General features: G+C 58.4%; 11 protein-coding genes. 1 reads left to right on the top strand and 10 read right to left on the bottom strand.

Annotated elements, in window-relative coordinates; all coding sequences use genetic code 11:
- Nucleotides 1-11 precede the first annotated feature (11 nt).
- From V1599_RS17475 to tssB, 10 genes are read right to left on the bottom strand one after another with little or no spacing between them, the layout of a single operon-like run.
- Nucleotides 12-533: a toxin-antitoxin system YwqK family antitoxin gene (locus tag V1599_RS17475; protein ID WP_395300523.1), complete on the bottom strand. Its 522-nt coding sequence runs from the start codon at nucleotides 531-533 to the stop codon at nucleotides 12-14.
- Entirely contained in the window at nucleotides 533-2,494 is a 1,962-nt protein-coding gene (locus V1599_RS17480) for a type VI secretion system Vgr family protein (RefSeq protein WP_395300524.1), read from the bottom strand. Before V1599_RS17480 ends, V1599_RS17475 begins: the two co-directional genes overlap by 1 nt.
- A 37-nt stretch (nucleotides 2,495-2,531) precedes the next feature.
- Entirely contained in the window at nucleotides 2,532-3,422 is an 891-nt protein-coding gene (locus V1599_RS17485) for a hypothetical protein (RefSeq protein ID WP_395300525.1), read from the bottom strand.
- Nucleotides 3,419-5,941, bottom strand: coding sequence for a type VI secretion system ATPase TssH (tssH, locus tag V1599_RS17490; RefSeq protein ID WP_395300526.1), 2,523 nt, complete (start codon nucleotides 5,939-5,941; stop codon nucleotides 3,419-3,421). Before tssH ends, V1599_RS17485 begins: the two co-directional genes overlap by 4 nt.
- On the bottom strand, nucleotides 5,932-6,864 hold the full coding sequence (locus V1599_RS17495) for a type VI secretion system baseplate subunit TssG (RefSeq protein WP_395300527.1): 933 nt from the start codon (nucleotides 6,862-6,864) through the stop codon (nucleotides 5,932-5,934). The genes tssH and V1599_RS17495 overlap by 10 nt, the downstream gene beginning before the upstream one ends.
- Nucleotides 6,828-8,549: a type VI secretion system baseplate subunit TssF gene (gene tssF / locus V1599_RS17500; protein WP_395300528.1), complete on the bottom strand. Its 1,722-nt coding sequence runs from the start codon at nucleotides 8,547-8,549 to the stop codon at nucleotides 6,828-6,830. The genes V1599_RS17495 and tssF overlap by 37 nt, the downstream gene beginning before the upstream one ends.
- A 19-nt stretch (nucleotides 8,550-8,568) precedes the next feature.
- Complete coding sequence (gene tssE, locus V1599_RS17505) at nucleotides 8,569-8,940, bottom strand: type VI secretion system baseplate subunit TssE (protein ID WP_395300529.1); 372 nt, start codon at nucleotides 8,938-8,940, stop codon at nucleotides 8,569-8,571.
- Nucleotides 8,941-8,960: 20 nt separating this feature from the next.
- Complete coding sequence (locus V1599_RS17510; protein ID WP_112010409.1) at nucleotides 8,961-9,437, bottom strand: Hcp family type VI secretion system effector; 477 nt, start codon at nucleotides 9,435-9,437, stop codon at nucleotides 8,961-8,963.
- Between the two features lie 19 nt (nucleotides 9,438-9,456).
- A complete protein-coding gene (tssC, locus tag V1599_RS17515; protein WP_395300530.1) occupies nucleotides 9,457-10,938 on the bottom strand; it encodes a type VI secretion system contractile sheath large subunit in 1,482 nt (493 codons plus the stop codon).
- 17 nt (nucleotides 10,939-10,955) lie between these two features.
- Nucleotides 10,956-11,468 (bottom strand): type VI secretion system contractile sheath small subunit, encoded by a 513-nt coding sequence (gene tssB / locus V1599_RS17520; protein ID WP_112010407.1) that lies wholly within the window; start codon nucleotides 11,466-11,468, stop codon nucleotides 10,956-10,958.
- Nucleotides 11,469-12,019: 551 nt separating this feature from the next.
- On the opposite strand from tssB, the gene V1599_RS17525 reads away from it, so the two are divergent.
- On the top strand, nucleotides 12,020-12,370 hold the full coding sequence (locus V1599_RS17525; protein ID WP_395300531.1) for a T6SS protein Cts2N: 351 nt from the start codon (nucleotides 12,020-12,022) through the stop codon (nucleotides 12,368-12,370).
- Nucleotides 12,371-12,373: the final 3 nt, after the last annotated feature.

The following is a 12,373-nucleotide window of genomic DNA, read 5'->3' on the forward strand; positions in this document are numbered from 1 at the left end:
GCCCCATGCCGCTACAGCCGCTCTGTCCATTTGCTTATCCGCGACTGCGGTTTGCCGCTGGCGTCGATGGCGCGCCCGTCCGGCAGCCAGCGCTCCGCGTCCCCTTTCATCATCCCCTTGTCATAAACCTGACGCGCTGCCCGCGCGCCGTCCGGGTAGAACTGCTCGCTTACCGCGTGCCGTAACCCGTGCTGCCACTGCTCGCGCATCTGTAACTGCCCGGAAAGGTAAAAGCTGCGGCATTCGCCGTGCAGCTGGCCGTCGAGCCAGTTTTCTTCGCGGAGCAACGCGCCTTCGCTGGAGAAGTAGCGGGCCACACCGTTTCGCCTGCCGTCGCGATACGCCTGCTGCACGGCAAGCTGACCGTTAGGGTGCCAGCACTCCATCGCCCCGTTTAGTAAGCCCTGCTGATAGCGCAGCACCGACAGCAGGCGACCGTGTTCTTCGATGCGCATTTCGCCGTTAAGCAAACCGTCCGAGAGTTCAGCCTGAAGCCGGGTGCTCTCCTGCTGATGTTCCAGCACCTCGCGCATCAGTTAATCTTCACCATCCCGCCCTTGATGGTCAGCATCCCGCCGCCGTCCACGGTCTGGGTGGCGCTGGCCTTGCTGGTGAGGGTGGCTTTCGCTTCATGCGTTATTGTCGCGGCTTTTTGCGTCAGCGAGGCTTTCGCTTCGCTGGCGATGTTCGTGCCGTTAAGCTTAAGGTCGCTGGTCGCGCTGGCGTTCAGCGCCGCCCCGCTCTTCACGTTCAGCGTTTTTCCGCTCTCCAGGGTGAGCGTGCCGCTGACCTTGATGGTCAGATTGCCGTCGACGTTGAGCGTATAATCCCCCTTCACCTTGTGCGTCTCGTCGCCGCCTACTGAGTATTCCTGATCGCCCTTCACCGACACGCTGCGTTTGTCTTTCACCTCCAGCGTGTCGCTGCCCTTCTCGATTTTCACCGTGCGGTTGCCCTTTTTCAGCGTCACCGTTTCGTTGCCCTCTTCAACGGTACGAGTGCGGTCGTTTTTGACGTTCTGAATGTCGTCATGGCTAATCGTCGTTTTGCTGTCGTTAAGTACGGTAAGCTGGAAATCTTTCTGCGCCTGCATCGCCAGCAGCTCAGCGTCTTTTTTGTCGTCGAAGCGCAGCTCGTTAAAGCCTTTTTCGCTTTTGGTTTTAATGCCGGACTGGGTCTGATTCGCTGGCAGCGCATACGGCAGGGCATTCGCGCCGTTGTACACGCAGCCGGTAATCAGCGGTTTATCCGGGTCGCCGTCGATAAAGCTCACCACCACCTCCTGGCCGATGCGCGGGATAAACTGCGCGCCGAAGCCGTTGCCGCTCCAGGCGGTGGCGACCCGCAGCCAGCAGGAGCTGGTTTCGTCGTTTTTCCCCTCTCTGTCCCACGGGAACTGCACTTTTACCCGCCCGAGCTTATCGGTCCAGACCTCTTCGCCGCTTTTGCCGACCACCTGCGCCGTTTGGGTGTGCATAAACGGTTTCGGCGTGCTGCTCTGCGGGCGATACGGCGTGGCTTTCGGGATGGCGGTAAAACGGTTGCGATAGTGCTCGCCGTCGTATTCATGGCTGACGCCGATGACCAGCCAGTCGATGTTGAGCGCTTTGTCATCGTGATCGGTGAGCGTAAACCAGTGCCCGGCGGCCAGCGCCGCGCAGTCGCTTTCGCCGACCAGCTGTTTCGCCTGCGCCTTCAGAGCGTTCACTTTCCACGCCGCCAGCGCGTCGCCCTGCGCTTTTTCACTGAATCCGCCGGGATGCGGAGAGTGCATCCCGCCTTTCTTCTCACCCGCCTGGGCAAACAGCGCCGCTTTTGGCTGCTCGTAGTTATAGTCGCTGCACTGGAAGCCCTGGGCGGTGGCCTGCAAACGCAGCTCCGCCGAACGAACCGCCCCGGTTTCCCGCTCGCCGCTCTGCGCCGCCTGATACTTGACCTTTGTCTCGCCCGTTATCGGCGGGAAAGCGCTGTTATCATCCGCCAGCACCAGCGTGTGCTTGCCTTCCTTGTGGGTGAAGAACCAGAAGATACCTTCCTGCTCCAGCAGCCGTGAGACAAAATTGAAATCGCTTTCGTTATATTGCAGGCAGTATTCGCGCTTCCCCGGTTTGGATTTTACTTTGAACTGATAGTCGATAAATCCGGCGTCCTTAAACACCTTCTCGACGATCTCCTGCGCGCTGAGGTTCTGAAACACACGGTTGTTGCTGGAAAGTGTTAGCCACCACAGCCATGGACGCAGCACAAACTGATAGCGATCGGCATTGCTGGTTGCAGGAAGCTGGTGCGCTTCGGCAATCAGTCCGTCGTAGTCGGCGTTGTTGATGGTGGCGGTCAGATGGGTTGCCAGCGCGCTATCAAGGGTCAACGGTGCGGAGGTGGTTCCCGCGACGGTGGCGGTGGTTAAACCGTTGAGCGTTGATTCAGTGTGTGCGGTGGCGACGGTAAGACCGGTTAGGGTTGGAGCGGCGAGTTTTATGATGGTGTCAGGCATGAGGAATTCCTTATAATTCAACAAAAATGACGGTTTCCTAAACCATACTTAATCTGTCTGATTCATATATAAAAACACTATCATTTTTTGTTACATACTGATGGTCATACTGGCCACGAAGACTCGTGCCAGAGAGATGTTCAGATTTAATCTTATTATATATTTCAATTTCAATTCTCTCTTTCTTTTTAGCTATTCCTCCCTGCATTTTTAAATATTTATCCCTGCGTAAAATTCCAGATTGTAGAACAATAGGAGGCGAAATCACTTCACGTCCCATCCGTAAACTTCGTAAGGCTTTTGCATTAGCATCTACATCTGAATAAATACAATGCCCTAAACACCTTTTACGCGAATAATAGTTAACAACGCTTTCTATGGGGCCTCGATCATATAAAAAATGATCATGCCAAAGAACAGATTGCGCTTTTATTGGCCATGGATCAATAACAATTATTCCTCTACTAATATAATCCAATTTATCTCTTGAATGATGAATCATTTCTGGGTTATCTCCTCTCCAAAGAAGAACAAAAGCATGATCTATTCTTTTTGAGGAAACGTTACATACAGTCCATTCTGAAGAAAAATATTCCCGACATAAGACATAGGCCAAATCAGCGTGCTCCCCACAATTACCGGCACCAACCATTTTTGCAGCCAATGCCGAACGCCTTGTTCCACTTTTCCCTTTCCTCATTCCTGAAGATAGTTCCTTTGCTATACTCCTTGTTTCATCAACAAGATAACGAGCTGGAAAGTTTGTTGTTATTTGCTCTTTACTACTGTATGAAAACTTTGTGGGAATATTAAAATGAACCTGATTTCCAGCCCCATACCTTAAAACGTTCTTTACTGTATGGATAATTATATCGGCTAAATCAATAGCGTACTTATAATCAGTAGGTATATATGCTTTTTTATTCATAACACACCACCGTAACTAAATCCCATCATTTCCCCAACCACCAGATTCTCAACATCCCTGGCACCCACACCCTTACATTTCTCCATCACTCTCTCTACCAGCCCATCCTCCATATTCAACCTCTCCCCCGTTGCCACTAAATACCGCTGTGCTAATTTCTCCAGCTTCGCCAGCACAATCCCTTTTAATATTTCCTCATCCAGCGCCCGATACGCCACCGTCGTCATCCTTGCTAAAAACGCCGGGCGGAAATGGGTTAATAATTCCTCGCGCAGCGCCTCGTTGAACCGCTCGCTGTTTAATTCAGCCGCAGGCGTGTCGAGAATTAACTCCGCGCCGACGTTGCTGGTGGCCAGCATCACCGTATTTTTGAAATCAACAATCAGCCCGGTGCCGTCCTCCATTACGCCTTTGTCAAACACGTTATAGAACGCCTCCAGCACGTCCGGGTGCGCCTTTTCGATTTCGTCGAGCAGCACTACCGAATAGGGGCGACGGCGCACGGCTTCGGTTAACGCCCCGCCGCTGCCGTAGCCGACGTAGCCCGGCGGCGCGCCTTTCAGCTGGCTGACGGTGTGCGCTTCCTGATATTCAGACAGGTTAATGGTGATCAGATTGCGTTCGCCGCCGTAGAGGGCATCGGCCAGCGCGTAGGCGGTTTCGGTTTTACCGACGCCGGTTGGCCCTACCAGCAGGAATACGCCGACCGGTTTTTGCGGATCGGTCAGGCCGCTGCGATAGGCGCGCAGACGCTGGGCGATGGTCTCCAGCGCGGCCTGTTGTCCCATTACCCGCTCGCTCATCCGTTCAACCAGCGTGCGCAGGGCGTGGGCTTCGTCGGTCAGCATCTGCCCGAGCGGAATACCCGTCCAGCCGCCGATCACCGCCGCCACGGTCGCGGGGTCCACGCAGTCCGGCACCAGCGGCACCTCCTCACGCAGTTGCGCAGCGGCGGTTTCCAGCTTGCCGATCAGCGCCGCGCACTCCACCAGCTCCTGCTCAAGTTCTTCGTCATCGTCCAGCCGCTCGCTGAGATCCAGCATCCGCTGGCGCGCCGCCAGCAATTCGCCGACGCGCTGACGCTCATCCTGCCAGCGGCCTTCCACTTCCCGCGCCTGAACCTGGAGTTTCTCCGCCTGCGCCTCCAGCTCGCACAGCCTGTCGTGATGATCGACACCCACCAGCAGTTCACGATTCAGACGCTCGCTCTCTTCTTCTATGGCTGCGACCTGCTGACGGATTTCCTCCAGCGCAGGCGGCACGTCATGCTGCGCCAGCGCCACCCGCGCGCAGGCGGTGTCGAGCACGCTGATGGCTTTGTCCGGCAGTTGACGCCCGGAGATGTAGCGCTGGGAGAGGCGCACCGCCTCGCGGATCGCGGTATCCAGAATTTGCACGCCGTGATGCGCCTCCAGCTTGTCGGCCACCGCCCTCAGCATGATCACGGCGCTCGCTTCGTCCGGCTCTTCAATCTGGATGCGCTGAAAACGCCGGTCCAGCGCCGGATCCTTCTCAAAATACTTCTTATATTCCTGCCAGGTGGTGGCGGCGACGGTGCGCAGTTCCCCGCGCGCCAGCGCCGGTTTCAGCAGGTTGGCGGCGTCGCTGCCCCCCTCGGCGCCGCCCGCGCCAATCAGCGTGTGGGCTTCGTCGATAAACAGAATGATTGGCTGTGAGGATTTTTTTACCGCATCGATGACGCCCTTCAGCCGCTGCTCAAATTCGCCTTTGACGCCCGCGCCCGCCTGCAGCAGGCCGAGATCGAGCGACAGCAGCGCCACGTCGCGCAGCGGCGGCGGCACGCTGCCTTCGGCGATGCGTCGCGCCAGCCCTTCGGCCACGGCGGTTTTGCCGACGCCGGGCGCGCCCACCAGAATTGGGTTGTTCTGCCTGCGGCGCAGCAGGATGTCGATGCACTGGCGAATTTCCCCGTCGCGCCCGATGATCGGGTCGATACGCCCTTCTCGCGCGTCGCGGGTCAAATCGTGGGTGTATTGCTCCAGCACCCCGCCGCTATGCGTCGGCGCATCGCCGGACGCGGCATCGCGCTGTTCTTCAACGGAACTGAGGCACCAGTTCCGCCACTGGCTTTCCAGCGTTTCCGCGGAGAGCCTCAGCAGCGACGGCATTCCCTGCGCCAGCTGCGCGCGCAGCCGCTCGCGGGTGAGCAGCGTCAGCAGCAGCAGCGCCGAACGCACCTGCGCGCTGCTCTGGAAGACGGCCAGCAGGATCGCCCCTTCCAGCAGTTCGACCAGCTGGACGGAAAAGACCGGCATCCGCGTGCAGCCGGTTTTGAACTGCGCCTGCGCCCGGCGGATCTCTTCGCGCAACGCGTCAGCAGCGATCGCCGCGCCGTTCAGGCAGCAGGCAACGTCGCCGCGTTCCTCATCCAGCAGCGCCAGCAGCAAATGCTCGGGCTCCACAAACCAGTGCCCCTGCGCCCGGCTGCGCTCAGCGGCCTGCTCCAGCGCCCGCAGGCAGATCGGGTTAAGGCGTTGTACCAGCGCTTTTAAATCCATGTGTTGTTCTCCTGAAGCGACTGTTGGCAGCGAAACGACGCGGGCCTGCGCCCCGCCAGCTGTGCGGTAAAGCCCAGGCGCGGCGGCGCGGCGCGTATTAAACGATTGTCCAGCGTCAGCGTGCCGCGCATCATCAGCTCAAGCGTTATCCCCGCGCCAAACCAGAGATAACCAAGCCGGGTAAGCTGAACAAACCCAGGCTCGCCGGGCAAAAAGGTGCGCCACCGCGCGGCGTCTCCGGCATGCAGATGCACCCGCAGCGCCGCGTGCTGGTTCCAGACCCGCCGTCCGGCCACGCTATTGCGCCCGAGTCGGCATCCGGTGCGGCTCTGAGACGCCAGCGGCAAAGGCTGCCAGCGCCCGACAAACTCTTCAGGCTCCACGGCAATGCCGAGCACCTCCGCCACCAGCGCGACAAATCCCGCCGTTGAGCGCCTGCGGTTGATAAGCCCCGCGCAATGCATCAGCGCAGCCTCATGCTTTTTCATCGCCTCCACGTCGAAACCGCACAGCGCCCGCATCACCGCCAGCCCCGGCGCGTCCTCGCGGCGGGCGTAGGGCGTCGCCAGTCGATATAAACTCAGGCTGCGGCAGTGATGCTGAATAAAACGCTGCTCAAACAGATGGATAAAATCCTGCGGCGCGCGGTTTTTATCCTGCGTCGCCTGCTGCAGCCACTCCAGCCAGCCGTAGGGCAGCACGCCGTCCGCGTCGCCCGGCCCCAGGCTGCGCACCTGAAGAGCGCCCTCCTCCAGCGAGCTTACCTCCGCCGGGCTGAACGCCAGCCCCAAATCGCCCCGCAGCTCGGGCGCTTCGCCCGCCGCTTCGAAGATGCGGACGCACTGCTCCAGCGAGAAGCGCCACGGCTCGCGCCTCAGCTGCGCCATTACGCTATCAGCGCGGTTCGGTCGGCTTCTGTCCATAGCGACAGCTCCTCTCCTTCGTCCTGCAATACCGTATGCACAAAACCGTTCGCGGTGGCGTTGCGCGCCAGAAAGCGGGCGATAATGCCGGCAAACAGCAGGCGGCTGCTGCCGGTAAACGCCTGCGGATCGAGCTCCAGCGTCACCCGGATACCGTTTCGCCAGCCGCGCCAGGCGTCCCGCCCGCGATGTTCACTCACCCGCTGACAGCGCATCCCGCAGATGCCGTTGATGTGCTGCCAGATAGCGGGTGAAGCGGCAGAAGGGGCATACAGCGCCAGCTGCTCCTTCAGCGTCTCCAGCGCCGCTTCCCCTTCCGTCAGCGACAGATGGTTGAGCGCCAGCGTTGAGAGCAGCTTCCAGCGCGCTTCCCGCCGGGAGGCCGGTGCAGAAGGCGCCGTCGGCGTGCCGAGCAGGCAAACCTGCGCCACCGGGCCGGGCTGTTCAAAGGTCAGCGCGGCTCCCGCACAGAGCTGCGCCGCGCTGTCGCCGTTGGTACACCACAGCTTTGCCGTCAGGCTGGTTTCCTCCGCGCGTTCAAACGGATCGAACCGGCTGTCCACCAGCGTAAGCCACAGTTCGTTCCCCTGAAGGCGATTGCGCCTTGCGTGCCAGAACCAGCGGGCATCGCTGTGCCCGCGCGCCGAATAGTACGGCGGGACGCGCCAGGCCTCCTCGCGGCGGCTCATCCACAGCTCCTGCAGACGATAGATCTGCACGCTGCTGTCGTGATGGTCCGCCACCAGCCGATGCTCGCTGCGGGTGTGTTCGGCCAGCAGCGGTTCAGCGGTGCGGGTGAAAAGGTTCACGACCGGCGTGCAGCCCAGGCGGATATCGCCGGGCTGAACGTGCTGCGCGGCCTGCGGCGCCCTGTCGAACGGGATGCAGAGCGTCAGCGTGTCGCCGTCGCCCGTCTCGGGGAGCGGCAGGTCGAAGTACATCAGCGCCTGCGGGCAGTTCATCCACGCGCTCAGCGCCAGCGCGCTGGACTCCATGCCCGGTTCGCTGGGCAAAATCTCTCCGGCATTCATTAGCCCCACCGGCAGCGGACGACGCGGGCCCGTTGCGTGGGCGTACAGCAGGTCAAACAGCGCGGCGTTGATTTGCGGCGATCCGCAGAGATGGATCCGCAGGCGGTCTATCGCCAGCGTCGAAAACCGATGCGGCGGCAGGCAGCGCAGCGTGATGCGAAGCGCACCGCGCGCCTGCGGCAGCCCGCTCAGCTGTCGGGCCTGCGCGGCGTCGCACCAGGCAACATCGTCGATAGCCAGCGGCCACAGGGTGTGGGCAAGCGCCGTGCGCCACCAGAGGGTTTCCCCGCCTTCTTTTAGCGCGTACAGCGGCGTCCCGGCGGGGATCGGATAGCCCTGGCTGAGATCGCCCGCCAGCGGATCGGGGGTAAAACAGGCGGTCGCGCAGGCGGGGAAAGGACGCATGACGTGAGGAGAGAGCTGTTCCAGCAGCGATTCGCACAGCTCGCCAAAGCCGTCGTCAAGGCGCTGATGCAGCCGGGCGCTTTGCAGCGCAAAGCCTTCCAGCAGCCGCTCGACGTGGGGATCGGGGCAATCGAACTCGCTCAGCCGCAGGCGGGCCGCGACGTGCGGATGCCGACGGGCAAACTCGCCGCTGGCGGCGCGCAGCCATTTGAGCTCCTGCAAATAGTCTTCAAGCAAGCGATCGTCCATTGATCTTCTCCCGCGGAGGTTACCGCCAGCTGCCGTGCAGATAGGTCAAGTTCAGCGTCAGCGGCCTGTCGTCGCTGTGCAGCATGACGTCGAGATGCAGCGTCAGCGTCTGATGATGCGCCTCTTCGGCACGCACCGTGAGCGCCTGGATGCGCGGCTCATGGCGTAAAATGGCGGCGCGAAGCTGGCGGCAAAACCAGTCAAGCACCCGCTCATCGCCCCCGTTCAGGCCGTGCCATTCCGGCACGCCCCAGGCGAGCAGCGGCGGCAGGGCATCGGCATCCGCCGGGGCGCGGGAGTTGAACAGTCGGCTCAGCTCCCGGCGCACCGATTCTCGCGGGGCGATCTCCTCATCCTGTAGCCTGTCAAATAGTGCGACTGGCAATAACATGCTATAGCCTCAGCTTACGATTATTTATTCATCGCCATATCCCAGACGGAAGAAACATTGCCCTCTTTCTGACCCCCCAGTTTCTGAGCGGTGATTTCCCATTTTATTTTGGTGAAGTTCAGCGACATGGTTTCGACCGGTTTACCGCCGGAACCACCGCTAACGCTCAGATGCGAGATAATCACGTTATCCAGGGTGTAAACGATAAATGGCAGCATTTTGGCGTCATCATTACGACATAGCGTCAGCACAGCTGTTTTGACCATCTTTCCGCTGCAGCAGTATTCATTCAGTTTCGGCGTGGCAAGATCGACAAACTTAGTCAGTGACATTTCTCCGACATGCGCCCGTCCGGAGGTGCGTTCAGTGTTGCTGACGTCGTTGGTAACCTGCATCGCCACGTTATGGCTGAAGGACATAATTTCGATTTGGTCTTTAAATCCTTCGACCTGACTTTCGCCTTTAACATCATCGAGCTTTAAAAAAATCGCATCCATGGTTTATTTTCCTTTTTTATCATGCTGTTGCTGGCGGCGGCAGTTCAGCAACCAGGCGGATAGAGGTCGTCAACTCTTCCAGTTGGAAGTGCGGGCGCAGGAACACGACTGCGCGATAAACGCCCGGTTTGCCAGGCACTTCACTCACGTCCACCCGCGCTTCGCGCAGCGGATAACGCGCTTTGATCTCCTGCGGGGCGCTGTCAGTCAGTAATACGTAATCTGCAATCCAGTTGTTGAGATAGCGATCCACGTCATCGCGGCTCATAAAGCTGCCGACCTTGTCGCGCATAATCACCTTCAGGTAGTGCGCAAAGCGGGACGCGGCAAGGATGTACGGCAGCATTGCCGAGATCCGCGCGTTGGCGTTAGCCTCCGGCGTGTTGTAAATCCTGGCCTGATTGGTCGTCTGCCCGCCAAAGAACGCGGCGGTGTTGGTATTCTTCTTGTGGCACAGCGCGATAAACCCGAGATCGTTAAGCTCTTTCTCACGGCGGTCGGTGATGGCGATCTCCGTCGGGCAGCGCAGGCTGATGTCGCCAGACGGCGTGGCGAAGGTGTGCGCCGGAAGGCTTTCCACCAGCCCGCCCCCCTCCGCACCGCGGATCGCCGCACACCAGCCGTACAGGGCAAAGGCTTCGGTAATGCGGTTGGCCAGCACCCAGGCGGCGTTGCCCCACAGGTATTTGCTGGCGTCGAGGCCGTTCACGTCCTCAACAAAGTTGACGCCCTCCACCGGCACCGTGTCCGGGCCGTACGGCAGGCGCTGCAGGACGTGCGGCAGCACCAGCGATACATAGCGGGAATCGTCGCTCTCGCGGAACGCCCGCCATTTGATTAGCTCGGTGCTCTCGAAGATCTTCGCCAGATCGCGCGGCACGTTCAGCTCGGCAAACGAACCCATATCAAACAGGCGCGGGCTGGCGGAGGCGATAAACGGCGCATGGGCCGCCGCCGCAACCTGGGAGATTTTCTCCAGCAGCGCCACGTCCTGCGGATGGCGGCCAAACTCAAAATCCCCCACCAGCACGCTGTACGGATTGCCGCCAAAGGTGCCGTACTCGTCCTCATACAGCTTTTTAAACAGCGTGCTCTGGTCGAACTCCACCGCTTTTTCCAGATCGTCCTGAAGCTCTTTGCGCGAAACGTTCAGCAGGCGCAGCTTCAGCCGCGTGCTGGTTTCGGTGTTCATGACAAACTGATGCAGGCCGCGCCACGAGGCCTCCAGCTTCTGCATATCGGGATGGTGCAGCACTTCATTAAGCTGATCGCTGATAAGCGCATCGATCTGCGCGATACGGTGGTTAATCATCGCCACGGTGTCGCTCTCTATCGCCATCCCCTCGTCGAGGATCTGCGTCGCCAGCTCTTCCAGCATGTCGCGCGCGTAGGTCTGCTGCAGCTCATCGCGCGCCATTCTTCCTTCCTGGATAATGCGATCCAGCACGCTCAGCGTGACCGTCTGCCCGCCGGTTTCAGCTTGTTCCTGAACATTGTCCATTGCGCTTCTCCTTTCCGTTACGCGTTTTCGGCCGGTTGTTCTTCGGCTGCCGGTCTTAACGTCTGTAGCTCAGCGTTATCGTTGACCACCTGCTGCAACAGCGCGTCCAAATCGTCATTGCCGTCCAGCTTGGTCAGCAGATCGCGCAGGCGCTGCCTGGCCTGCAGCAGGCGCTGAAGCGGCTTCACCTGGTTGATAATATTGAGGGGGGAGAAGTCATCAAATTCGCCAAAGTGCAGCTCAACGTTGAGCTTGCTGCCATCGTTAGCGAGCCGATTTTCAACCTGCATGGCCAGGCGTGGAGAGAGGGACGAGAGCACATCATCAAAATTATCACGATCGATTTCGACAAAACGGCGCTCGCGTAATTTTTCAGGCGGCGATGCGGGCTGCCCGGATAAATCCGCTAAAATTCCCACGACAAGCGGAAGTTCTTTTTTCTCAATCGCACCGCCCGTTTCGACGTCATAGGTTATTTGCACGCGCGGCGGCCTAATACGGTTGAGTTTATGCTGAATGCTCTCTGCCATATTTAATCCTTTTTTAAAGCAATAGTATCCCTGGTGCTAAACCGGCAGCACCATTATTCGAAAACACGATTTTTCTGAATAACTACGGCTAATATAAAAAACACAGCCAAAAATAAATATCAATCTAATTTTTTACTTTTTTCACAAGAAATTATTTATTTGATAAATATCAATCACAAGAATTTAACCATTGAAATTCAAGGAGATAAAACAAAGATCATCAAAAAATAAAATACAAACACGCAAAACATTCATCATACGAATGCATTTCGATGGATACTTTTGTTCGGGAATATGGCTTGAATAATGATTCAAATCAAAAAGCAAACCAGGATCATTAATTACCTTCTTTAGAAAGAGACATTCCCCAAATGGCGCATATACAGTGATTACGCCTGGCTAATATATGTCATATTTCGTATGGCAGGCATAAAAGGATGTTTATGACAATCGGTCAATATCGGGCAGCCAAAATACTATTTCTGGGTTTCTTAATTTTTCTAAATAGCGGCTGTTCGTTCTGGCAAAACCGGGTTGAATTAAAGGCTGTCGTGATTGAAACCGTTCCAGATGCAAATGATAACGCTCCTGTTGCTGTGGATATTGTCGCCGTTTCCGATAGCGCGCTGATCCCCACCGTGCAGGCGCTCACCGCTGCGCAGTGGTTCAACGCCAAATCGCAGCTGCTGCGCGACGTGCCCGACGGGCTCCGCGTCTGGTCGCTGGAGCTGGTGCCGGGCTCCCGCTTCGTTGCCAATGAAAACCCGCTGCTGGGTGCCCAGGCAGAAGCGATCCTGCTGTTTGCCCGCTACCACAGCGAAGGCGAGCACCGGTTACGCCTGGATAACGCCGATGCTGTGCACCTGTTACTGATGACCGATGAGGCCGTCCTCGCGCCCTGAACA

The sequence above is a fragment of the Enterobacter sp. ECC-175 genome, from assembly GCF_043968675.1.
Lineage (GTDB): Bacteria > Pseudomonadota > Gammaproteobacteria > Enterobacterales > Enterobacteriaceae > Enterobacter.